23 protein-coding genes are annotated in these 22,175 nt (G+C 55.1%); 16 read left to right on the top strand and 7 right to left on the bottom strand.

Features of this window, described 5'->3' with window-relative positions; genetic code table 11:
• Positions 1 to 7: 7 nt before the first annotated feature.
• From LKX83_RS11390 to LKX83_RS11375, 4 genes are all read left to right on the top strand, one after another.
• On the top strand, positions 8 to 832 hold the full coding sequence (locus LKX83_RS11390; protein WP_227882346.1) for a carbohydrate ABC transporter permease: 825 nt from the start codon (positions 8 to 10) through the stop codon (positions 830 to 832).
• A 20-nt stretch (positions 833 to 852) separates the two neighbouring features.
• A complete protein-coding gene (locus LKX83_RS11385) occupies positions 853 to 1,539 on the top strand; it encodes an N-acetylmannosamine-6-phosphate 2-epimerase (RefSeq protein ID WP_227882344.1) in 687 nt (228 codons plus the stop codon).
• A 13-nt stretch (positions 1,540 to 1,552) separates the two neighbouring features.
• Positions 1,553 to 2,539 (top strand): ROK family protein, encoded by a 987-nt coding sequence (locus LKX83_RS11380; protein WP_227882342.1) that lies wholly within the window; start codon positions 1,553 to 1,555, stop codon positions 2,537 to 2,539.
• A 158-nt stretch (positions 2,540 to 2,697) separates the two neighbouring features.
• Positions 2,698 to 3,408, top strand: coding sequence for a DUF421 domain-containing protein (locus tag LKX83_RS11375; protein ID WP_227882340.1), 711 nt, complete (start codon positions 2,698 to 2,700; stop codon positions 3,406 to 3,408).
• Between the two features lie 59 nt (positions 3,409 to 3,467).
• On the opposite strand, the gene LKX83_RS11370 is transcribed toward LKX83_RS11375, so the two are convergent.
• On the bottom strand, positions 3,468 to 3,848 hold the full coding sequence (locus LKX83_RS11370) for a c-type cytochrome (protein ID WP_227882338.1): 381 nt from the start codon (positions 3,846 to 3,848) through the stop codon (positions 3,468 to 3,470).
• A gap of 699 nt (positions 3,849 to 4,547) precedes the next feature.
• On the opposite strand from LKX83_RS11370, the gene LKX83_RS11365 reads away from it, so the two are divergent.
• The 12 genes from LKX83_RS11365 (at position 4,548) to LKX83_RS11310 (ending at position 16,090) form a co-directional block, all read left to right on the top strand.
• Positions 4,548 to 6,461 (top strand): Ig-like domain-containing protein, encoded by a 1,914-nt coding sequence (locus LKX83_RS11365; RefSeq protein WP_227882336.1) that lies wholly within the window; start codon positions 4,548 to 4,550, stop codon positions 6,459 to 6,461.
• A gap of 171 nt (positions 6,462 to 6,632) precedes the next feature.
• The gene (locus LKX83_RS11360; protein WP_227882335.1) at positions 6,633 to 7,466 is read left to right on the top strand and encodes a hypothetical protein; all 834 of its coding nucleotides are present in this window, start codon (positions 6,633 to 6,635) and stop codon (positions 7,464 to 7,466) included.
• Between the two features lie 198 nt (positions 7,467 to 7,664).
• The gene (locus tag LKX83_RS11355; RefSeq protein WP_227882333.1) at positions 7,665 to 8,450 is read left to right on the top strand and encodes an alpha/beta fold hydrolase; all 786 of its coding nucleotides are present in this window, start codon (positions 7,665 to 7,667) and stop codon (positions 8,448 to 8,450) included.
• Positions 8,451 to 8,457: 7 nt separating this feature from the next.
• On the top strand, positions 8,458 to 9,048 hold the full coding sequence (locus LKX83_RS11350) for a TetR/AcrR family transcriptional regulator (protein WP_227882332.1): 591 nt from the start codon (positions 8,458 to 8,460) through the stop codon (positions 9,046 to 9,048).
• 207 nt (positions 9,049 to 9,255) lie between these two features.
• Positions 9,256 to 10,464, top strand: coding sequence for a macrolide family glycosyltransferase (locus LKX83_RS11345; protein WP_227882331.1), 1,209 nt, complete (start codon positions 9,256 to 9,258; stop codon positions 10,462 to 10,464).
• 118 nt (positions 10,465 to 10,582) lie between these two features.
• Positions 10,583 to 10,912, top strand: a complete 330-nt coding sequence (locus tag LKX83_RS11340) for an ArsR/SmtB family transcription factor (protein ID WP_227882330.1) — start codon at positions 10,583 to 10,585, stop codon at positions 10,910 to 10,912.
• On the top strand, positions 10,909 to 11,328 hold the full coding sequence (locus LKX83_RS11335; RefSeq protein WP_227882329.1) for an SRPBCC family protein: 420 nt from the start codon (positions 10,909 to 10,911) through the stop codon (positions 11,326 to 11,328). Before LKX83_RS11340 ends, LKX83_RS11335 begins: the two co-directional genes overlap by 4 nt.
• A gap of 132 nt (positions 11,329 to 11,460) precedes the next feature.
• Positions 11,461 to 13,716, top strand: a complete 2,256-nt coding sequence (locus LKX83_RS11330; protein WP_227882328.1) for an ATP-binding cassette domain-containing protein — start codon at positions 11,461 to 11,463, stop codon at positions 13,714 to 13,716.
• 179 nt (positions 13,717 to 13,895) lie between these two features.
• Positions 13,896 to 14,366, top strand: coding sequence for an SRPBCC family protein (locus tag LKX83_RS11325; RefSeq protein WP_227882326.1), 471 nt, complete (start codon positions 13,896 to 13,898; stop codon positions 14,364 to 14,366).
• 118 nt (positions 14,367 to 14,484) lie between these two features.
• A complete protein-coding gene (locus LKX83_RS11320; RefSeq protein WP_227882323.1) occupies positions 14,485 to 14,925 on the top strand; it encodes a YybH family protein in 441 nt (146 codons plus the stop codon).
• A 145-nt stretch (positions 14,926 to 15,070) separates the two neighbouring features.
• Positions 15,071 to 15,685, top strand: coding sequence for a DUF1349 domain-containing protein (locus tag LKX83_RS11315; protein ID WP_227882402.1), 615 nt, complete (start codon positions 15,071 to 15,073; stop codon positions 15,683 to 15,685).
• 45 nt (positions 15,686 to 15,730) lie between these two features.
• On the top strand, positions 15,731 to 16,090 hold the full coding sequence (locus tag LKX83_RS11310; RefSeq protein WP_227882321.1) for an NAD(P)-dependent oxidoreductase: 360 nt from the start codon (positions 15,731 to 15,733) through the stop codon (positions 16,088 to 16,090).
• 39 nt (positions 16,091 to 16,129) lie between these two features.
• Here LKX83_RS11310 and LKX83_RS11305 read toward each other — a convergent pair whose 3' ends face one another.
• The 6 genes from LKX83_RS11305 to LKX83_RS11280 form a co-directional block, all read right to left on the bottom strand.
• Positions 16,130 to 16,918, bottom strand: coding sequence for an N-acetylmuramoyl-L-alanine amidase family protein (locus LKX83_RS11305; RefSeq protein ID WP_227882319.1), 789 nt, complete (start codon positions 16,916 to 16,918; stop codon positions 16,130 to 16,132).
• The gene (locus LKX83_RS11300; RefSeq protein WP_227882318.1) at positions 16,908 to 18,134 is read right to left on the bottom strand and encodes a CapA family protein; all 1,227 of its coding nucleotides are present in this window, start codon (positions 18,132 to 18,134) and stop codon (positions 16,908 to 16,910) included. The genes LKX83_RS11305 and LKX83_RS11300 overlap by 11 nt, the downstream gene beginning before the upstream one ends.
• The gene (locus tag LKX83_RS11295; protein ID WP_227882316.1) at positions 18,131 to 18,892 is read right to left on the bottom strand and encodes a M15 family metallopeptidase; all 762 of its coding nucleotides are present in this window, start codon (positions 18,890 to 18,892) and stop codon (positions 18,131 to 18,133) included. Before LKX83_RS11295 ends, LKX83_RS11300 begins: the two co-directional genes overlap by 4 nt.
• Before the next feature lie 337 nt (positions 18,893 to 19,229).
• Positions 19,230 to 19,991, bottom strand: a complete 762-nt coding sequence (locus tag LKX83_RS11290) for a hypothetical protein (protein ID WP_227882314.1) — start codon at positions 19,989 to 19,991, stop codon at positions 19,230 to 19,232.
• Entirely contained in the window at positions 19,988 to 21,430 is a 1,443-nt protein-coding gene (locus tag LKX83_RS11285) for a HAMP domain-containing sensor histidine kinase (RefSeq protein WP_227882311.1), read from the bottom strand. The genes LKX83_RS11290 and LKX83_RS11285 overlap by 4 nt, the downstream gene beginning before the upstream one ends.
• 4 nt (positions 21,431 to 21,434) lie before the next feature.
• Positions 21,435 to 22,091, bottom strand: coding sequence for a response regulator transcription factor (locus LKX83_RS11280; RefSeq protein ID WP_227882310.1), 657 nt, complete (start codon positions 22,089 to 22,091; stop codon positions 21,435 to 21,437).
• Between the last annotated feature and the right edge of the window lie 84 nt (positions 22,092 to 22,175).

Below are 22,175 nucleotides of genomic sequence, written 5' to 3'. Positions count from 1 at the left end.
GGTGGCGATGAGAAAGAGGAATGCCGCGAGATCGGCTTTGTTTTACGCTGGCGTCGCCTGTCTGCTAGTCTTTTTCATGGTGCCGCTGGTTTGGTTGATATCCACTTCGTTCAAAAACAGCCGGGACGCGTTCGCGATTCCGCCCAAATGGTTGTTCCAACCGACGCTGGACAATTACGCGAACGTGTTCGACCGTTCGGACTTTTTCAAGGCGTTCGGCAACAGCGTGTTCGTTTCGCTCGTCTCCACGCTGCTATGCCTGTGTCTGGCCGCGGTGACGGCCTACGCGCTTGCGTATTTTCAGTTTCCCAGAAAGTCCAAAATCATGACGTTCATTTTGAGCTCCAGAGTCGCGCCGCCGATCCTGATGCTGCTTCCGGTCTATTTCATCTCCGTGCAGCTCGGCGTCAACGATTCGTACGCACTGCTCATTTTCATGTATATGCTGATGAACCTGCCGTTCGCCGTTTTGATGCTAGTCACGTATTTTGAGGATATCCCGTCGGAAATTCGCGAGGCGGCGTTCGTAGACGGCTGCTCGGAGACGAGGACGTTTTTCAAAGTGATTCTCCCGCTGGCCCGGGGCGGGCTGGCGGCCACGTTTATTCTGTCGATGGTGCTGGCGTGGAACGAGTTTCTGATCGGGCTCGTCATGACGGGCAAAATGACGCAGACGCTGCCGGTGCTCGTGACCTCGTTCATGACGTTCCAAGGCACGGAGTGGGGACCGCTCTCCGCCGCAGGCACGTTTATTATGCTCCCGATGCTCGTCTTCGGCATTTTCGTGCAGAAGCACCTCGTAAAGGGCATGACGATGGGAGCCGTGAAATAATGAAACGGGAGGAATCAACGATGAACCAATCCACATCTCTTTTTCCGGACCGGGGCTTGATCGTCTCCGCGCAGGCGCTCGAGGACGAGCCGCTGCACGGCGGGGACGCGATGGCGAAAATGGCGATAGCCGCGAAAGCGGCCGGGGCGATCGGGATCCGGACGAACGGCGTTCATGATATCCGCGCGATCAAGGAAGCGGTGGACTTGCCGGTCATCGGCTTGATCAAGAGAGTCATTCCGGGGTCGGACGTCTTCATTACGCCGACGGCGGACGAAGTGGCCGCGATCGCGGACGCGGGAGCGGAGATCGTCGCGATGGACGTGACGGACCGCGAAGGCCGTCTCGAGAAGGTACGGGAACTGTTCGCGATCGCGCATGGGCGCGGCATGGCGGTCATGGCCGACGTGTCCACATTCGAGGAAGGCGTGGCGGCCGCCCGGCTGGGCGCCGACTTCGTCGGAACGACCCTCTCGGGGTATACGTCCTACAGCGCACAACAGGAAGGACCGGACCTGGAATTGATTCGTCGTCTGAGCACCGAGTTAAGCGTGCCGCTCGTCGCGGAAGGCCGCATCTGGACGCCGGAAGAAGCGGTTGCCGCGCTGAACGCCGGCGCCGATTACGTTGTCGTCGGCAGCGCCATTACCCGACCGCAGCTCATCGCCGCCCGATATGTAAGGGCGATTCGGCAGAAGCTCGGCTAGGAGGGATCCGGCGATGAGGACTTCCATATACGACCCGGGCGCCGATTACGCGATCGGCATCGACGTCGGGGGCACGAAAATCAACGCCGGCATCGTGGGCAGCAACGGCGAAACGCTGTTATCGGTCAGTCTGCCGACGAAAGCCGGATCGAGCACGGTCGGCGATCGGATCGCCGTCGCCGTCCAGCGTCTGCTGGACTGGGTGCGGGAGCAAGGGGAAATCGAGCGCAAGGGCAAGGAAATGTCCATCAGGGGGATCGGCATCGGAACGGCCGGCCAAGTCGACTGGCGGACGGGAGCGATCCGATATGCGTCCGATCTGTTGCCCGGGTACACCGGTACGCCGTTAAAGTCCGACATGGAAAAACGATTCGGCTTGCCGGTCGTCGTCGATAACGACGTAAACGTGCTGTCGCTGGCCGAAAAGCATGCCGGCATCGGGAAAGGCGCGAAGCAGATGATCTGTCTCGCGCTCGGAACCGGAGTCGGCGGCGTCCTCGTCAACGACGGCAAGATCGTACACGGCGTGTGGGGAGGCGCCGGCGAAATCGGGCATCTGAGCGTCGATTACCGCGGTCTCCCGTGCATTTGCGGCGGAAGAGGCTGTCTGGAAGCATACGCTTCGGGCACATCGATCGCCAAGCGGATGAACGAACGGTTGGCGGAGGCCGGCGCGGATTCTCTAGGCGGCCCGCTTGATACGCGGGCTACCGTCGACCGATGGCAGGCAGGCGATCCGCTGGCGACGGCTGTCATGGATGAAGCGATCGAAGCGCTCGGATCGGCCATTTCCGGTTTGCTGCACGTCTTCAATCCCGAGCTGGTCGTGATCGGGGGAGGACTCGCGGACGTTGGGGAGCCCCTGCTTAGTCGAATCCGTGAGGAGACGCGTAAGCGGACGATGCCGTCGTTTTATGACGGGGTGCGGATCGTGCTTCCGAGCCACGGAAATTACGGCGGGATGATCGGGGCGGCGATGCAGCTTTGGGAATATAGATAAACGATGATGAACCTTTCTATTGAATATTAGCGTTTGAAAGCCTGGTTCCAGCTTGTTTGGATTCAGGCTTTTTGCCGTCGGCCGCCGCTATTCGTATGGTGCAGATGAAGGTGGGGAAACTTAAGGGATGGCAATATAGCGACGGAGGGAATTCGATCGTGGATTTTTTCAAAGGCCAAGACACATTAACGGCAATAGAATGGGTGATACGAAGCGTTGTCGGATTTGGATTTCTGATCATCGCTGCCAAACTGATGGGTCAGCGTTCCATCTCTCAACTTCGATTTCTTGATTTCATTATCGCGCTTACGCTCGGCAATATTATCGCCCATCCGCTCTCAGACCAGCATCTAGGGTTAAAGGGCTCCATCATTTCGACCTTTTCGCTTGTTATTCTATACATAGCCGCCATCTGGTTCAGTCTGAAAATCCCGCTGCTCAAACATTTATTTGATCCGCCGGCGATAACCCTTGTTCTGGACGGAAAGCTTGATTATCGGAACCTATCGAAAGCAAAGCTGTCCATTGAATTCTTATATTCCGAACTACGAAAATCGAATGTAGAAGACATCTCGAAAGTCGCCTATGCAGCATGGGAACCGGGCGGTAAACTATCCGTGATCCTAAATACAGCTTATCAGCCTGTAACTCCAGCTGACTTGAAGCTGAACACACCCCCCTTCAATCTAACGAAACCGATCATTACGGACGGCCACATGGCGCATGCGCTGCTGCGCGAGCTCGGCAAGGACCGAACGTGGCTGGAAACGGAAATACGTCCCCATGAAATCAATCGCATCATTTTGGCAACGGTTGACAGCAAGCTCACTGTTCAGGTTCATGTGGTTCGGCAGGAAGGAACAACATGAAGGAATCGTGTCACATTTACGAACAAAGCTATCCATAGACTGGATAGCTTTGGGTCCGGTTATTTTTTGGCGGCTAACCAGGAGACGACCGTGTTAATCTGTTCGTCAGTCAGTGTCCCCTTGAAAGCGGGCATGCCGCCGCCTCCGTTGCTAATCTGCTTGCGAATGTCATCTTCGGACATCATCGAACCGACCTTTGTGAGAGCCGGCCCCATCGCTCCCTGTAACTGATCGCCGTGGCAAGACAGACAATTGCTTTTGTAGATTGCCGTCGCCGCTTCGGTATTGACCCCCGGTGCAGCTTCGCCGGAAGCTGTCGCTGAGGGGGCGGGTTCGTGCGGAACGGAAGGCGTTTCGTCTTTTCGGAGGGAGTTGTACATCAGTAGGACGGCGAACAGACAGCAGGCTGTCAAAAGGCTGGGTACGATCCATTTTCGCATGTTTGATATCCTCCTTCGATGCATCGTCTGAATTAGATTACCCATTTTGATGAAGTTTAAGTTGGATGCCGTTTGTTAACGAGCACTCCATAATCCATCCGAATTAGAAAGTTAATGAGATTAAATATACAATTTCATTGATAATTCAGACTTGTCGAAGAAGACGGCGCCAAGGCGATGAAAGACGATTTGAAAAGTTGGAAAGACGTTTTGGAAGCCGCGCTTTCATACCGTTTTGACTATTCGTTTCGCACTTTTTAAGATTTGGTTGATTGTATTAATCAATCATCGAAACCGTACCTCCGGGTTGGACTCGGGGTAGAGGGCGAGCGTGCGGGAGGGGGGGGTGATGTTGAACTTGCATCGCGAACAATTATGGGGGGGCGTTACGTGCAAGAAATCGGAGGCTACCGGATTCCTTCGATCGATATGCTCATGGGGCTTATCGTATCTCCTCAATAAAACACAGCGTCTTTGGGCGGAGGTTCTTTTCGTGAAGTGAACCTTCTAGATTCCCCATCTGCGACCTTATACATTGATTTGATCATTTGGAACTAGGTGGAAATACAAAATGAAGTAAAAGTGCATCGAATTCTTCATTGAATCAGGCGAAAATGCTCATTTCTTTCCAGAATTCTCCTGTGTTACATTAGGGGCGCCAACCAGTATTGCGGCGATCTGTCGCACAGGAGGGGAACGATGATGAAACTGGCGTTTCGCAAGGCGGCGTGGTTGTTCCTTTGTTTCACGACGTGCTTCATGGTTCCGGCGATCGCTTATGCCGATGATGGCGCACCACAGGCTCGTTTGAAGGAGGTTTATCGCACCGATGGGCAGATACTTGACTTCAACACGGAAAAGGCGCTCGTTTACAAGCCGCAAACTCAGCAAGTCCTGATCGAGCCGTTGGACGGGAGCACAGCGTTTGAGATTGCAACAGGGATTGAAACGAAACCGGATCAGGCTGCACTTACGACGGAGGGAGCTATTTTTCACCTGCCGGGAGTGAAGGGGGAATCGATCGAGTATCGCAACGGTACGCTTCAGAGGCTGCAAGCGTATTATTGGACGGTAAACGGTCCATATGTGGCCTATTATGACAGCTCCGGTACGAACGGCTCTATGGACGGGCCGGGGACGAACGGACTTCGGCTGCGCCACGGCGATACGGTGGAGACAATTGTTAACCCCATTAATCATTATTGGCCGCTTGGAGAGGCAATGATTCTGGATGATGGAACCGTTCTATATTCCTTCGTGGAGCAATTGTTCCGTTACCGGGCTGGCGAGAGTTCGGCCTTGACGGAAAAGCCCGCCTCTCTAAACGAGATGGAGACGGACGACAACAAAATCGCGTCGGATGGCCAATCGATACTATATTTGAACTTGAATCCCGACCCTGTCATTCAACTCCTCACCGATTCGGAGCCCATCACATTATCCGGCCCTTATTCAGACCTCTTCGGTAAATATGCGGATGTCCTTCGCCAGCAGAATCTGGCTATCGCAGGAGGTTGGGCCGCATTTCCGCGATTGGACGAAGATCGGCAGGTTACGCTCTGGCTTCGCTCTCCGGAAGGCGAAGAAAAACAGATCGGTTCAGGCAGCGCCGGGTACAAACTGCAAGCGCTGTCTCCTGCCGGGGATGTGGTCTACAGTCTGACGCAAGCCGGGTCGACCCACTATTTCCTGAACCGCGCGGACGAGGAGAGAGGAGCGCGAGTCGAAACGGAACTTCCGACAGGCGAAGCAAGATGGCTGAATGATGCCTGGTGGTTTTCGACGGATACCGGCGTATATCAACTGTCCGAGGAAGAGCCCTCGATCGAAGCGTTGACGGCTGATCCTGGCGAGCTTCGACTGCTGGCGGGCGAAGAACGGCAGCTTGCCATTACGGCTCATTCCGCAGGCGGCCAGGTGATGGAGGTCACGGAAAGCAGCGGGTATCTATCTTCCGATCCAACGGTTTGCACTGTCGGTCCGGGAGGACTCGTCAAAGGCGTGGCGGCCGGTACCGCTCAGATCACCGCATCCTATGGAGGGAAAGAAGTAAAGGTAGCGGTCCAGGTTGAGAATGCCGCTCCTGCCGTGGAGAGCTTGCACTTCACGCCAAGCGAACTCCAGACCGAAGTCGGCTTAACAAAACCGTTCCAGTTGTTTGCGAAATACAGCGACGGAACGGAGAGGGAAGTGACTGCCGAATCTGAACTAACCTCTTCCGACGCTTCAATTGCAGTCCTGTCTGCGGCGGGGAACGAAGTGAAGGGCGTTGCGACGGGTACTGCGATCATCCATGCCTCCTTCGAGCGTGCTTCAGCAGCGCTGACCGTGAACGTAGTAGCTCCCGGCGGCTACGTGAAGGAACTGTTCACGCTCGGCGAGAAGTGGAAGCTGACGGTAGGGCAGTCGCGAAACCTTGTGGTCTATGCGGACTATAGCGATGGACGTTGGGAGGATGTGACGAGTCGTTCTGCCTATCGCTCCTCCAATCCCGCCGTTGCAAGCGTGGATGCCGAAGGGAGGGTAACAGCGATATCTCCTGGCGTTGCCAATGTGAAAATTACGTTCAATGGCGTGCAGAAGCAAATCAAGATCAAAGTATCAAAATCATGAAAACGAGAACAGGATCCGACCCGCGCACTGATCGCGGGTTTTTCTTTTGGAGGGACGCCCATAATCTTGCCACAAAATCCCTGATCTTGTATGCTGATTCCATTGCGATTCTTGCAGCGTCGTTTCGCCTGCATGTTCGCGAAATTCTCTCTAAGATGAGCAGGTGAATGTATGAAAAGAAGTTTGGTTATCGCGATGCTTGCGATTCTCGCCATCGGCTTCATTTCCGTCCCGGATCAGGCTGCCGAAGCGGCGTCGCCTGCCGTGGCCTCGGGGGATCTGAAAGCGAGCAAGCTTACTTTCGCCTATGCGGATCTAACCGGACAGCGGCTGCTCGGGTTTGAGAGCTCGAAGCCGAAGCGGTTCGTCAAGGCGGTATTCGCCCCGGGCACAACACTCGACACGAAGTATGTGAAACACCAGAAGGAGAGCGACAAGAGCAACGGCCGGCAAACGGCGTGGAACTTCGACGATGACGAAGGAGAGCTGTATTCGATCGCCAAAGGCAAGGTCGCGCCAAACGATTCGGTGCTGCTGGCCGAGAAAGACGCTTTTGAAGACCACGTCTTTCTGAGCTACAAGCCCGTATCCAAAGGTACCTTCTCCAAATCAGTCATTACGCAAATCGAGAAGCAGAAAAAGCGCAAGGTCGCGAAGCAAGGGCTGATCGGGCAAGTTAAACCGGACGTGTCGATCGGGCTCGTCGAATATGTGAAGGCGAAAGGGCAGAAGCCGCTGGCCAGCCTCGTTCTTTCGACAAAAAAGGGGCCCCTGCTGCTCGATTTCGTCGGCAACGACGATCCGAATTCCACCTGGCGGGTGGACGACGGCGGCACGATCACGCCGGACATGTTCCGCATTTTGTTTGTAACCGAGTCCAAGCAAGGTTACAGCTTCGCTTACGAGTGGAGCGGAGCCGAAGGCTACTCGCTTGAGGTACTGCAGCAGCAGGGCGGTAAGTTAAGGAGCGTGCTGCACGGCAGCCGGTACGCCGCGCCGATTTGATCTAGATCTTCAACATTGGGCTCATGACCATACAGTGGAAAGCGATCTTCCAATGCGTACAAAGCGACGAGAAGCTTGAGAAATCAAGCTTCTTTTGTTTTGTCCAAAATCGAAATTTATCATTGACCGTACGTTCAGTCATAAAGTATGATACAGGAGAAGCAAAACAATGAAACACGAGAAGGGAGCAGATGATGGATGAATTTGAGCTATACGACTTATGGAAGCGGCCCTGTTATCGTTTTAATCCACCCCGGCGGCGTTGATTCGAGAGAATGGCAAGGTCTTGTGCCGTTGCTTGCAAAGACCCACCAAGTCGTGATCTTTGACGCTCGCGGAACCGGTCGTTCTCCTGCCCCGCAAGAACCAATGCAACCCGTAAAAGACGTGCTCGAGTTGTTGGATCATCTGAAGCTGGATCGGGTTACGCTCGTCGGCCATTCCATGGGCGGGGAGCTCGCCACGAACTTAACATTGTCCTACCCGGAAAGGGTCGATCGTTTGATCGTTGTCGCCCCTGCATTGACGGGTTTTTCCTTTTCGGACACGTATACGGGTTGGATGCAGGAATTAAATTCATTCGCTCCGGATATCGAGAAAATGACACGGTTTTCATTGGATGCAGCCATCTACAAAAACGTTATGGCGAGCGACTATCGAGATCTTTTTATAGACATGCACACGCAGTACTTTAAGCGCGTCTTTACGGAGTGGCGCAGTTTCGAAGTCATCTGGCCGCAGCCTCCGGCGATTGAACGTCTGGAAAACATTAAAGTGCCTACACTATTCGTATACGGGTCGGATGAATGGAGCGATATGTCCGATATCGCGGCGGAATTCAAGCGTGTCCCCAAAATCTCTTTTGCGAAGCTTGAAGGCGCGGACCACATGATTCCTTTGACGCATTTTAAGGAGCTTTCTTCGCACATTCATTCTTTTTTACACGACCATTTTACCCATTCAGCAGCGTATCAACAGGAGTGATCTTTTCATGCCTCGCAGCCGCGAAGAGAACGAACGTATTCGCCAATTGACGATGACCAATATAGGCGCAGCAGCCATGGAAATCTTTCTGGAACGCGGTTATCATGCTTCTACGATCGAAGACATTGCCAAGCGGGCCAACGTGGCCAAAGGATTGATTTATCATTACTTCAAAGGGAAAGAAGGGCTGTTGGCAGAAATCGTTCGCGGTCGAATGAACGAGATCGCCGAGGTCGTCGAGGCCGCATCCTTGCTGCCGTCAGCAGAAGATCAACTTAGGGGGATCGTCGATGGAGCGCTGGGACTTGTTGAACGGAATCCCAGGGCATATCGCTTCTTCCTTCACCTGCAGACCCAGCCCGATGAAGATGTTGTTTTAGCCAAGTATAGCGAAATGTTAAATCGAGAGATGTCCAAACAGTTCGAAGTCCAGTGCGAAACGTTCAAGCGTATGGGAAACGAAAACCCAGAACTTCGCTCCTTATATTTTTCCTCCGTGCTCCATGGCATCATGCTGTTGAAATCAATCTATCCCGGTTATCCGCTGAAGGAGATCAAGGAGCAAACGATTCGGGATTTCTGCGCGAATGAATCGTGACGGAATCGCACGCGACGGCAGCCGGTCATCACGACCGGCTGCCGTTTGCTGCGTTTCCATCCCTGCTGTCCATACCGCCATCCCATGCTTGACGGGCTTGGGTCCGGGAAGCCGGCGGGCGAAGCGGGCGACTTGTTTTGCAATTTCCAAGGATTGTACTATGATGAATTTGATAGCTTGTAAACCGCATTCGAAGGAGTAGTTTCAATGGCGCGCGTTTTATTTATCAATGGCGGATCCGAAGGACATCTCAACCCCACGGTCGGCGTCGTGCAAGAGCTGATTTCGCGCGGTGAAGAGGTCGTTTACTTTTGTATCGAAGCATTTCGGGAGCGGATGGAGCAGACAGGGGCTACCGTACGCACCTTTGACGATCAAAAATTGATAAAAGCGTTTATTTCGGGCGGGAGAGAGCATGTCCTCCAAAGAATCAACGGTCTATTGCTCACGGCCGACATCGTCATCCCCGACGTGCTGGAGCAGATCCAAGGCAATCGTTTCGATTACATCATCCATGACTCCATGTTCGGCTGCGGACGTTTGCTTGCGCAAATTTTGAAGATTCCCGCCATCAGTTCCTGTACTTCTTTTGCGCAGACTCAAGCATCGTTCGACGACATGTTGAATGCCTTCTATTCGAATGTTCCGGCAGAAATCGCGAAGCCCATTCACGATCAATATGAGAGCCTGGCGAAATCGGTGAAGGAAAAATACGGTGCGGATGTCCGTTCTCCCTACGAAGCGTTTTGCAATCCCGCGCCGCTGACGATCGTTTATACGACGAGGGAATTCCAACCCGACGGAGAAGCCTTCGACCGTACCTATAAATTCGTAGGCCCATCCATTTCTTCGCGCCACGCGCCGGGAAGCTTCGACTTTTCGGCCATCCATGGGAAACACCCGATTTACATTTCGCTGGGAACCGTCTTTAACCGTGCCGCCCATTTCTATAAGCTTTGTTTTGAAGCATTCGGGAACACCGATCATACGATTGTCCTGTCGATTGGAAACAAAGTCCAGCTTTCCGAGTTAGGGGAAGTTCCCGACAACTTCATCGTCCAATCTTACGTTCCGCAAACCGAAGTGCTGAAGTTCGCCAAGTTATTCATTACGCATGGCGGGATGAACAGTACCCACGAAGGCCTCTATTACGGAGCTCCGCTCCTTGTCATTCCTCAAAGCGCGGATCAGCCGCTCATCGCGAGACAAGTCGCCGAACTCGGTGCTGGCCTCGAACTGCAAATGCACAGCTTGACCGCCCATCAACTGCGAGAGGCCGCAGACCTGGTGCTAAGCCAATCCTCCTACAAGAATGCTGCCGAAAGAATGAGCGATTCCTTTCGCCAATCGGGCGGGTATCGGCAAGCCGTCGACGAGATTTTCGAATGGACAAGAGGGAGTTCCATTTCCGGTTGACATGACACCAAATGGTGACCTATAATCAAAGTGTCACTAAATGGTGTCTAATCAACAAACCATGGATGAGGTGACGGGAAAAAATGCCGCCCCCTGTTAATCCTTAGGAGAGGGTGCTGTGAGCGAGAACAACCCGTTGCGGGACGTGTTTGACGCGATTGCGGATCCAACCAGGCGCCGACTGATTCATCTGTTGTCGCAGGCAGAGGAAATCCCGCTTCATGAATTGACGGAACAGTTTTCCATGGGTCGTACGGCGGTTTCCAAGCATCTGACCATCTTGAAAGAAGCCGGACTGGTTCTGGATCGAAAAGTCGGCAGGGAAACGCGATTCAGGCTAAACGCCGCTCCGCTCAGAGAAGTGCAAGATTGGATCGCGTTCTACAGCAAGTTCTGGAGTACGAATATGCTGCGCCTGAACCAACTTTTGGAGGAGGAAGAAGAATGAGTTTGACTTTAAACCTGGATTTTCAGTACAAGACCACGATCGAGAAGCTTTGGTCCGCCATCACCGATTCGAACAAGCTGTCCAAGTGGGTGGTCGACAATCACACCGGTCAGGCGATGGAAAATGATTTCAAGCCAGTCGTCGGACATCGTTTTCAGTTTCGCGCGCAGCCGACCGAATGGTGGAACGGCATTATCGAAGGCGAAGTGCTGATTGTGGAGGAACCGAACCGGTTGTCCTATACGTGGGCCAGCGGAGAGCAGCATACAGTCACCTGGACGCTGCAGGATCTAGGGGGCGGGAAAGTAAACCTTCATCTCGAACAAACCGGCATCTCGAACGAGCAGGCGCTTGGCGGAGCCAAGTTCGGCTGGACGAAATGGTGCGGCGGGCTTGAAAAAGCGTTGGAACAATAACCGCGTGCGAACCTCGGTTGCCCTGCTTGAACCAAACCGGCTGCATCTTCATGCAGCCGGTTTATGCCGTCTTCGATCCGTCTGCCAAGCGCTAACCGTTTCGAATAGATCATAATCGGAAGGATGTCATGCATGAGCGAAGCGAATCAGGAGTACATCGTCATCTCGGGCGCAAGGGAGAACAATCTCAAAAACGTCTCTTTGCGCATTCCCAAGCGGAAGATAACGATCTTTACCGGCGTATCGGGATCCGGCAAATCTTCGATCGTGTTCGATACGATCGCCTCCGAATCCCAACGTTTGCTGAACGAAAACTTCAGTATGTTCGTCCGCAACTTTCTGCCGCGTTTTCCGCAGCCGGACGCAGACGCGATCGAGAACCTGAGCATGGCCGTGATCGTGGATCAGAAACGGTTGGGCGGGGGCTCGCATTCCACAATGGGCACGATTACCGATATTTCTCCCATTCTCCGTCTGCTCTTCTCCCGTGTGGGTCACCCCCATATCGGACAAGTCAATATGTTCTCGTTTAACGATCCTCAAGGCATGTGCCCCGAGTGCAACGGGATCGGGCGCAGTCTGGGGGTCGACATGAGCAAGGCGGTGGACCTGTCGAAGTCGTTAAACGAAGGGGCCATCATGCTGCCAGGCTACGGTGCGGACGGCTTCGATTGGACGATGATCGTGCAATCTGGACCTTTCGATCCCGACAAGAAGCTGAGCGATTATTCGGAGGAAGAATTGGAACAGCTGCTGTACGGAAAAGCGAAAAAAGTGGGGACGCAGTTCGGCGGGAAAACCATCAACATAACGGTGGAAGGCTTCATCGAAAAGTTCACCAATAAATACATCAAGCGGGATTTGAAAACGATGTCCGAGCGCACGCAACAATCCGTTGCTCCATACATCACTGAGGGCCCCTGCTCCAGCTGTCGTGGGGCAAGACTCTGCCAGGCCGCTCTCCATTGCAAAATCCAGGGGCGCAATATTGCGGAGCTGTCCTCCATGGAGGTCGGACAACTGATCCGGGTCATTCGGGAGATCGACGACCCCATCGCCGCCCCGATCGTCCGGACGCTGACGGAACGGTTGCAGCATCTGGTGGACATCGGACTCGATTACTTGACGCTGGATCGCGAAACGGATACGTTGTCCGGCGGCGAGTCGCAGCGCGTCAAGATGGTCAAGCACCTGAGCGGCAGTCTGGTGGACGTCACGTACATCTTCGACGAGCCCAGCGTCGGCTTGCATCCCCGAGATGTGCACCGGTTAAACGAATTGCTGCAGAAGCTGCGCGACAAAGGCAACACCGTCATTGTCGTCGAGCATGATCCCGATGTGATCAAGGTGGCGGACCATATCGTCGATGTCGGGCCTTACGCCGGCAGCCGCGGCGGCAACATCGTGTTCGAAGGAAGCTTCCAAGGCCTGCTTGCGGCCGATACGCTGACCGGCACCCATATGAAGCGGCCGCTCGTATTGAAGCACGATTGCAGGCAGCCGTCCGGCAAGCTGTCCATACGGGATGCCACCTTGCACAACTTGCGGAACGTTAGCGTAGATCTTCCGACCGGTGTGCTTACGGCCGTTACCGGGGTCGCCGGCTCGGGCAAAAGTACGCTGATCAACGATGTATTTCTCAACCAGCATCCGGACGCGATCGTGATCGACCAATCGGCGGTAGGCGTATCCACACGCTCGAATCCCGCGACCTATACGGGCATCATGGATGATGTGCGCAAAGCTTTTGCTTCCGCGAACAAGGTGAACCAAGGCTTGTTCAGCTTCAACTCCAAAGGGGCTTGCGAGAACTGCCAAGGACTGGGCGTCGTGTATACGGATCTTGCGTACCTCGACAGCGTGAAGCTGCCCTGCGAAGTTTGCGGAGGCAAACGGTTCAAGGAAGAAGTGCTTGCGTACAAGCTGAACGGCAAGTCCATTGCCGAGGTGCTGGAGATGACGGTGGAGCAGGCATTGAAATTCTTCGAGCTCAAAGAAGTCGTGCGCAAGCTCCAGGCGATGAGCGACGTAGGGTTGAACTATATCACGCTCGGCCAACCGCTCAGTACCCTCTCGGGCGGGGAATGCCAGCGCATCAAACTGGCTAGCGAGCTGCACAAGAACGGCAGCATCTACGTGATGGACGAACCGACGACCGGGCTGCATATGTCGGATATCGGCCACCTTCTTGCGATCATGAACCGTCTCGTAGACGCCGGCAATACGGTGATCGTCATCGAGCACAACCTCGAAGTGATCAGCCAAGCGGATTGGATCGTCGATATGGGGCCGGATGGCGGCAGCAAAGGCGGCCAGGTCGTGTTCGAGGGCACACCGACGCAGATTATCCATGCCGAGCAGTCGATTACGGGAAAATATTTAAGGTAAGAAGAAAGATATGTTCGCGTTGCGCACGCTGCTTCTTCGAAGAGCCCCTTACGCAGGGCTCTTTTTTATTTCCGAAAAGGAGGTGTCCGCATGGCCAATACCTATTAACGCTTGTGCATGACGTGGCGTCATGCTTTATAATGGACTCACTTGGATAGGTAAAGGAGGAAGGATCGGATATGTCGGAAAACATCGGGACAAACAACGAAATCGGCGCGGCAGAAGCAAACGAATTTGTCGCGACGCGCGAGATCCATGCAACACCTGCTCTCGTTTATGAAGCCTGGACAAACCCCGAGCATTTGGCGCAGTGGTGGGGTCCGAGCGGGTTTACGAACACCTTTCAACAATTTGATTTGCGGCCGGGTGGGGTATGGGAATTCGTGATGCATGGTCCGGACGGGGTCGATTATCCCAACAAAAGCGAATTCGTCGAAGTCAGCCCTGAAAGGATCGTGCTGCGGCACACATGCGCTCCCTATTTCCAGCTAACGGCAACTTTCGAGGATCTTGGCGGCAAAACGAGGCTGACTTGGCGCCAGCGCTTCGAATCGGCCGCCGTGTTCAACTCCGTCCGGAAATTCGCGACTTCGGCCAACGAGCAAAATCTGGACCGGCTCGAAGCGCAACTGCAGAAGATGTCCGTCTAACATTCGGCATTCCCGTTCCGCGGGTTCGCGGCCAGCCGAAAGGGAAGCTGCTTCATTTCAAACCGGAGTCCCGCCAACAAAACGCGGAAATCGAAAGTAAGTAAAGGGGATGAGTTTGATGAAGGTCCATTTTATAAAAGTTCAGGACGTGCTAGAAAATTACAAGTCTTCCGTTTACGATAAAAATGTTGAAGGATTCTTATCGTCCTATGCACCCGAAATACATATTTATGATTGCTGGGGGAACTGGGAGAGCGAGGGTATCTCTCCCTGGAAGGCAAATGTTGAAGAGTGGTTTAACGGATTAAGGGCAGAAGGCGTTTCGCTTCATGTTGATTTCAATGACTTCGTAGTAAAAGAAAACTTGAATCTTGCATTTGTTCATTGTGCCGTTACCTTTGCTGCACACGATATAGAATCAGGAGAGAAGCTTCGTCAAATGACCAATCGTTTCACATTTGGTTTAAGAAAAGAAAATGATTCCTGGCTTATCACTCATGAACATTCATCTTTACCAATCGATATGAAGACTGGAAAGGGTCTTTTTAATTTAAGGTAAGAAAGAAGGATCTCCGGTCCAGGAGATCCTTCTTTGGTTTGCTTCAGGTCGCGCCGGGATTCGACTTGACATCCGGCATCGTCATTTCTTATCGTTTTAATTATGCCGCTTCATCGCAGCTTCACATTCGAAGGAGGCCGTTATGATGGCAAGGCAGGGCAGAAAGCGAATGGACTGGAACGCAGGCGTATGGCTCAATCCCCCGCAGATTTCCCGGGAGGAAGGCGATACGCTGAAGATAGTGCCAGAGAAAGGCAGAGATTTCTGGAAAAGGACGTTATACGGCTTTGAATTCGAAGACGGGCCGGCGTTGTTGGCGCAGTGGGACCGCGACACGGCAGTCGAGGTGTCTTTTCGGCTCGGATCCTTTACAGAGCTGTACGATCAGGCGGGCTTGCTGTTGTATCACGGTCCGGAGCATTGGATTAAAGCCGGCATCGAAATCAACGACGGCATGCCCCAACTTGCCGCGGTCGTGACGGACGGTTATTCCGACTGGTCGCTTGCGGCCGTACCGGAGTGGGCGGGGGAGGAAGTCACCCTGCGCGCTTCGATCATGAAGGATGCCGTGATTATTCGAGCCCGGAGCGGACGACATGTGTGGCGGACAATTCGGGTCGCGCGGTTTCCGTACCCTTCGGGCAATCAAGCCGGTCCTTATGCTTGCTCGCCTACCCGGGAGGGCTTTGAAGTCACCTTTACCCGCTGGGACTTCACCGCGCCGGACCAAGACCTGCATATCGATCCCCCGACGGAATAAACGCGCAATCCGAAACCCGGCTAAGCGATAGGGCTGAAGCCGGGTTTGTGGCTAGTATTCGGAAGAGGACAAGGCGGACATGATATCTCTGTTTTGATCATGATTAGATGCTTGCGTGTTCTCCATACGCAATCTGATCGTGATGTTACCGTTTGCCGGCGTTTAGCGAAGGGCGTTATCGACATGGCCCGAATGGAGGCGCAATTGCGGCGTTCAGGGCTGGACTGGACCGTCGTTCGCCCTCCGCGGCTGACGAACGGACAGAAGACGGGGGCGTACCGGACCGCGATTCATCAACATCTAACCAAAGCGCAGGGCATTACGCGGGCGGATTTGGCCGACTACATGATCAAATCGATTCCGGACGAGGCGACCTATCGAGCCGTCGTGGAAATCTCCAATTAACGTGACCGTCTCTATTTTTCGTGTCGTTTCGCTTCCGATTCATTGCGGCTTGCCGGCCGTTTGCAGAAATTGCTTTAACCCGTTCACGATGGCTTGGGCGGCTTGATCCTGCGTCTTGGGCTCCAGCAGCTTCGCCTCCTCGGCCGGATTCGTCAGGAAGCCGATTTCCAGCAGGGTCGCAGGTACTTGGCTGGTCGTGAGCACCTTCCATCCTTCCTTCTTGACGCCCCGGTCGCGGAATCCGAGCGCTTCCAGCAGGGGGCCATGGATCGCTTGGGCCAGCGCCTGGCTCCCGCTATCGTAATAATAACTCTCCGTTCCGGATACCTTCGGGTCTTCGACGAAGGTGTTGCCGTGAATGGAGATGAAAGCATCCGCATCGATCGCGTTGGCCATGCCGGAGCGGTCTTCCAACTCGATGTACGTGTCGTCCGTTCGGGTCATGTGGACCTCGAACAGCTCCGGTTCCCGGCGGAGCAGGTCGGCCACCTTCGTCGCCAAATTCAGCGTGAAGTCCTTTTCTTCGTCTCCGCTAGCGCCTTCCGCGCCGGGATCGAATCCGCCGTGGCCGGCGTCCACGACGATCTTGTAGCGGCCGGTTCCTGTGGCCGGCAAGGCCGAGCCGTCAGGCCGATCCGCCGAGCCCCCCGGCAGCAAGGCCCGGGACTCGCTGGCCGACGTGGTCGGCAGCACCCGGTTGGAGAAAGACCAAATCAACGCGACAAGCGCGACAGCTGCGAGGAGGAAGAGGAGACGGCGGGAACGGATCCGGGAGCGATTCCGAAGGCGGGGGCGGTGAGCAGGGTCTTGTGTCCATCTATCGCTCATCGCTGGATCCCCCGTCCATTTGCGCCATCGTATCCTGGTATGACCGCTGCATTCGCTGCTTATAAGCCGCGGACAACTCATCGTTCTCAAGGAAGTCGGTGATCGGCAGAATCTTGTACGCATACGTGCTTTGGCCTTGCTCCTTGTCTCTATACACCCAGGTTGGCACATAGTCGACCTTCCGGATCGTCGTTTCGTTCGAGGCTTTGTTTTTCCGGATGCGGAAGTTTAGGATGATGCCGTCTTCGGTGTACGCATTGTCCAGCGTCTCAAGCCGCTGATTGGAGATGAAGTTCCCCATGGAGTAAATGACGAAGCCCTCGTGTCCGCCCGCCGACGAGCGCTCGGACTTCTGAATGACGTGCGGATGGCTGCCGAGGATGAGATCGACACCTTCGCCCACAAGCTGCTTGGCGAGATTCTGCTGCCTGGCGGCGGGTTCGCGCTCGTATTCGTTGCCCCAGTGCATGACGGCGATGATGAGGTCCGCCTTTTGGGCTTTGGCGTACGCGATATCTTCTTTGATCTTGCGCTCGTCGACCACGTTGATCATCGTATCGAGTTCTTCCGGCGTCAGGGTGTTTTCGAGGCCGTTCGTACTCTCGGTGTAGGAGAGGAAGGCGAGCTTGATGCCTTGTACGTCCTTCATCAACACGCGCGTATCCGGCCGTTTGGCGTAGGTGCCGACCGTGTCGATGCCGCGCTTGTGAATCTGTTCCAGCGTGCGGACAATCCCTTGGCTTCCGGTATCCAGGGCGTGATTGTTCGCGGTCGTCAACACGTCGAACCCGGCGTCCCGGACGGCGTCGATCGTCTCGTCGGGCGAGTTGAAGCGCGGATAACCCATGTAGGGCATCGCTTCCAGGCCGCCCGTCGTCGTCTCGAAGTTGGCGATCGCGAGGTCCGCCGCGCTCAGGATGGGCTTCACGTCGGCGAAGAATGAACGGAAGTCGTAACGCTTGGTCGTCTTGTCGTACCCGCTCTTCAGCTCGGTGTCGTGGAACATGATGTCGCCCGCGGCCGCCAGCGTAATCTCCGTATAGTCCTCGCTGGCAGACGAGGGGGAAGGAGGCTGCTCGAGCGGATGCTTCGCGTCGGGAGAGGCGTCTCCCAGACCCTCGTTCCATGCGAAAACGGCCCATCCGGCACAGACGGCGACCAGGAATAGGACGATGGCGACGCGTCGGCTGCTTCGACTTCTCTTTCTCGCGCTCATGCCGGATTCCCTCCATTTTCGGTCTTGGCCACGTATTCGTCGTAGGTCAGGCCGCTCCGGGCGACGTCAGTCGCGAGTTTCGCGCCGAGGTAGCGAAGGTGCCAAGGCTCATACATGTAACCCGTAACATCCTCCTTGTCCTTCGGATAGCGGATGATAAATCCATACTCGGGGGCGTGCTCGCGCACCCATTGGCCTTCTTGGGTGTCGTCGAAGTCCTCGGAGAGCTGGAGCGAGACACTGTCGCTCGTGATATCCATGGCGAGGCCAGTCTGGTGCTCGCTCTGGCCAGCCTTGGCGCTGAAGCGGTTCGCTTCCTTCTCCCCGTGATTTTTTACGTAGCCCGCGAAGAGCGCGGTCTGCGTCTGGTACGATCGGTACCCCGAGCGAGCGTACAGCTTGAAGCCGGCGATTTCCGCTCCGGCAAACAGCGCCTTGAGCGCATCGGCCGCTTCCTTTCGCAACTGGTTCACTTCCTCGTTCTTCAGCACGGTCGGAACGTCGACCCGGACGAGATCGTCGGGCGCATAGTCGGCGTCGAGGCTCCTCATCTTGTTGACGAGGATGCGAATCGATGGATCGGACGCAGGATCATCTGACGATAGGGGCGGCTTGGACGGAGAAGCGGGAATCGCTTGACCGGAAGCGGAGGGAGACGCCATGTTCGCGGCGGCCCGGGTTTCTAGCAGCGGGGTGCAGGCGGATAGACTGAGGGAGAGGGCCATGAGGCCGATGAAAGTATGAATGCGTTTAGGCAAGGCTAGGACTCCTTATCTTCGAATCGAATGGAATTGATAGATTCAAGTGTAGGATAAGGATATATAGGAAGTGCGATCGAGTTGTAACGAAGTTGTAAAAGGTGGGGAGGGGGAGCGAGTGTGTGGCCAAAGCATCGTGCACCGCACGACACATGGTGCTACATCGCCGCGCGAACGTGCGCAAACGCCAAAGAGGGAGTCCAGGACTCCCTCTTCGAGGCGAATTATCGCGCGAACGCCAAAGCGGGAGTCTCGAACTCCCTCTTCGAGACACTTCGTCGTGCGCGCGCCTATACGCGTCCGATTGTGACGGAGCGCGTCCGCGTCATTCGCGTATTTATTTCTTCAAGTATGGATTGTAGAACTGCAAGCCAACCATTTCGTCCTTCATGAAGCTGATGACCTTCTGCGACCGCAAATCCACAAGCAGGTTGACCACGATGTGCTTGCTATCCTTGGCCCGGTAAAAAAATCCCGATATCGTCCCGTAGTAGGCGTAAACGTCATCCGTCTCGAGCTTGGACATGTCATAGCCGATATTTCTCAGATAATCGTCGGCGATCTGCTTGATCTGCGTCTCGCTCAGCTTGGACGGCGCCTGAATGACGCTTGCCTGGGAATCGTGCAAGGCGATCCCGAGCACTTCGCCCGTCTCGGCCTGCAGAATCACGGTGATCCGCTCGGTGTCATGCTCCTTGTAGTTGATGGTAACGAAGTACACGGGACTTTTCATGAGCGATTCCGCCCCCTCGCCGCGAGCCGCGAACTTTGTTCTCGCGTCGTCTTGCAGGCCGTTCAAATTCGCCATCGCTTGATTGATGGACGGCGCGTCGACGGACAGCACCTCGAACGAGAGCGCCTCTTTCTCCGCATGCAAGTCCAGATACTTCGCCATCGCGTTGACGCTAACATTTTTGGCCGCCTCCGTCGAAAGGATGCCTTCGTAAGCGGCGGGCGGATTCGGCTGCTGCTTGTTGATCTTGCGCGCCATGACCGTGTCCTTCTCGATCGGCTGGTAGAAGGCACCGCAGCCCGCCGATAGAAGTGTCAGCGTAGCGCAGCAGGCGAGCAACATGATTTTCAGCATAGTCTTCGTCACGCTTCCACCTCCTGTCGGGATTGCAGAACTCCCTCGAATACGACTCTGATCGTCGTCCCCTCGTTTTCGGTGCTGACCGCCTTCAGCGCGGCATGGTGGATCTCCGCGATGCTCTTGCAGATCGACAGCCCGAGCCCTGCCCCTTCGCGGCTTCTGGTCCTGGACTTGTCCGCCATATAGAAGGGCTCGAAGATCCGTTCCAGATGCTCCTGAGCGATGCCGGCGCCTTCATCGCGCACTTCCAATACGTGAGTAGCGCCGTCCCGATAGGCGCAAATCTCGATGCGTCCACCTTCGGGCGAAGCCTTGATCGCGTTGTCCGCCAAATTGAAGACGAGAATCTTGATCAGGTCCTCGTCCATCGGGAGCTCGCCGTCTTCGGCGGTGATCAAGACCTGTATCCGCTTCTCCTTCGCCCTCATCGCCAAGGCGGGCTCCATTTCGTCCAGAACGGCGGCGAGTCGGCCCGGCGCCAACGGGAACTCGTCGCGGCGCAGCAGGACCAGATCCATGAGCTTGGTCGACAGGGACTCCAATCGCTTGGCCTCCGAATAGATGACTTCCAGGCCGTCGAGGAAAGTTGCCTCGTCGTACTTGGTCAGTCGCAAATAGCTGGAATAGCCGATAATCGAGGTCAGCGGCGTCTTCAGCTCGTGCGCGATGTTGTTGATGAACCGCTGTTTCTCGTTGTTGTTCCATTCCAGCTCGTTGATTTTGCCCTCCACGACGGCAGCCATCTCATTAAAGTTGCTGGCGAGCACGCCGAGCTCGTCCTTCGACTTCAGGGCGACGCGTTCGGAGAAGCCGCCCTTGGCGATGACCCGGGCCGTGCCGACCATATGATCGATGGGCTTGGTCAAGCCGCGGCTGATGAAGTACATCGCCAGTACGAAGAGGAGGCAGGCGCCGATATCCACCTTGACGAAAAATTGATACTGATCTACCCGTTCCGCGTACAAGGAGGTCACGTCCTTGATATAGGTGAAGACATAGTCCTTGTCGTTCACGGTCTTCTTGTTCGTCGTGAAAAGCAGTGTCCGATGGCCGAGATCCCGTAGAATGTACTTTGTCTCGTCGGTCGTTAACCCGGTTAATTCAGCCCGATCCTTCGGCATCGCGAAGTCGAGGTTGCTGTAGACGACGCCTTGAGCGGCGTTCGCGATCTCCAGATAGTTGGCCGCGTCGCCGCTCCGCGCGACGAAGGTGCTCGCGATGTTGGAGAGCACCGTCTTCTCGTAGTCCAGGGAGTCGTAGATCCGGAGCACAGGCACGACCGCGTCCACGCCGGAGAGGATGTTCAGGTGCTCGCTCAGCGTATTGTCGATCACTTGCTGCAGCAGCTTGCTGTGATTCCGTTCGATGACCATGATGGAGGCGGCATTGAAGACGATGACGAACGCGAGGATCGAGAATAGACAGATCTTCTGCCAGAACTTCATGTCGTTAATCCTCCAGCCGGTAGCCAATCTTGTAGATCGTCTTGATTTGCTCCTGCCAGTTGAGCTTTTTGCGGAGCGACTTGATATGCATGTCCACCGTTCTCGTCTCGCCGTAATAGTCCGCGCCCCACACCTTGTCGAGGAACTGCTCGCGCGAGAGGGCGATGTTCTTGTTCTTCAGCAGCACGACGAGCAGATCGAATTCCTTAGGCGTCAGATCTACCGGCGAGCCGTATAGCGTCGCCTCGCGCTTGTCGAGCGACACCCGAACGTCCTGAAAGGCGAGGACGTTCTCTTCCTTGCCGTAGCGGCGGAGCACCGTCTCGATCCGTGCCAGCAGCTCGATCGCTTCGAACGGCTTGACCATGTAGTCGTCGGCACCGAGCTTCAGCCCGTTCACCTTGTCGGTGACGGCGTTCTTCGCGGTGAGGAAGATGACGGGGATGCCGAGCGGCCGGATCTTCTCCATGAGCGCGAAGCCGTCCAGACCGGGAATCATCGCGTCGAGCAGGACGAGATCGAATTTGCGCTGCCGGACGGCGTCGAGTCCGGTCAGCCCGTCGTATGCTTCTTCGGTTTCGTAGCCCACGATATTCAAGTTCATCTTGATCATTTTCGAGATATGAATGTCGTCTTCGACGATAAGAATGGTTCGTCCCACGCGATCACCCTCCTTCTCCAAGATAACCGAAGACGCGCCACATTGCCAAAAATAAAACTGTTTCAAACTTCGCCCTCGTGTTTA

The organism is Cohnella baijiui (genome assembly GCF_020731285.1).
Lineage (GTDB): Bacteria > Bacillota > Bacilli > Paenibacillales > Paenibacillaceae > Cohnella.
This window is presented reverse-complemented; position numbering and strand designations above follow the sequence as displayed.

What these genes read in the sequence shown, in the direction of transcription:
- LKX83_RS11360 (WP_227882335.1), top strand. Translation starts at nt 6,633, where the DNA reads ATGAAAAGAAGTTTGGTTATCGCGATGCTTGCGATTCTCGCCATCGGC.
- LKX83_RS11315 (WP_227882402.1), top strand. Translation starts at nt 15,071, where the DNA reads ATGGCAAGGCAGGGCAGAAAGCGAATGGACTGGAACGCAGGCGTATGG.
- LKX83_RS11330 (WP_227882328.1), top strand. Translation starts at nt 11,461, where the DNA reads ATGAGCGAAGCGAATCAGGAGTACATCGTCATCTCGGGCGCAAGGGAG.
- LKX83_RS11370 (WP_227882338.1), bottom strand. Translation starts at nt 3,848, where the DNA reads ATGCGAAAATGGATCGTACCCAGCCTTTTGACAGCCTGCTGTCTGTTC.
- LKX83_RS11325 (WP_227882326.1), top strand. Translation starts at nt 13,896, where the DNA reads ATGTCGGAAAACATCGGGACAAACAACGAAATCGGCGCGGCAGAAGCA.
- LKX83_RS11320 (WP_227882323.1), top strand. Translation starts at nt 14,485, where the DNA reads ATGAAGGTCCATTTTATAAAAGTTCAGGACGTGCTAGAAAATTACAAG.
- LKX83_RS11305 (WP_227882319.1), bottom strand. Translation starts at nt 16,918, where the DNA reads ATGAGCGATAGATGGACACAAGACCCTGCTCACCGCCCCCGCCTTCGG.
- LKX83_RS11335 (WP_227882329.1), top strand. Translation starts at nt 10,909, where the DNA reads ATGAGTTTGACTTTAAACCTGGATTTTCAGTACAAGACCACGATCGAG.
- LKX83_RS11345 (WP_227882331.1), top strand. Translation starts at nt 9,256, where the DNA reads ATGGCGCGCGTTTTATTTATCAATGGCGGATCCGAAGGACATCTCAAC.
- LKX83_RS11365 (WP_227882336.1), top strand. Translation starts at nt 4,548, where the DNA reads ATGATGAAACTGGCGTTTCGCAAGGCGGCGTGGTTGTTCCTTTGTTTC.
- LKX83_RS11300 (WP_227882318.1), bottom strand. Translation starts at nt 18,134, where the DNA reads ATGAGCGCGAGAAAGAGAAGTCGAAGCAGCCGACGCGTCGCCATCGTC.
- LKX83_RS11285 (WP_227882311.1), bottom strand. Translation starts at nt 21,430, where the DNA reads ATGAAGTTCTGGCAGAAGATCTGTCTATTCTCGATCCTCGCGTTCGTC.
- LKX83_RS11350 (WP_227882332.1), top strand. Translation starts at nt 8,458, where the DNA reads ATGCCTCGCAGCCGCGAAGAGAACGAACGTATTCGCCAATTGACGATG.
- LKX83_RS11390 (WP_227882346.1), top strand. Translation starts at nt 8, where the DNA reads ATGAGAAAGAGGAATGCCGCGAGATCGGCTTTGTTTTACGCTGGCGTC.
- LKX83_RS11380 (WP_227882342.1), top strand. Translation starts at nt 1,553, where the DNA reads ATGAGGACTTCCATATACGACCCGGGCGCCGATTACGCGATCGGCATC.
- LKX83_RS11355 (WP_227882333.1), top strand. Translation starts at nt 7,665, where the DNA reads ATGAATTTGAGCTATACGACTTATGGAAGCGGCCCTGTTATCGTTTTA.
- LKX83_RS11385 (WP_227882344.1), top strand. Translation starts at nt 853, where the DNA reads ATGAACCAATCCACATCTCTTTTTCCGGACCGGGGCTTGATCGTCTCC.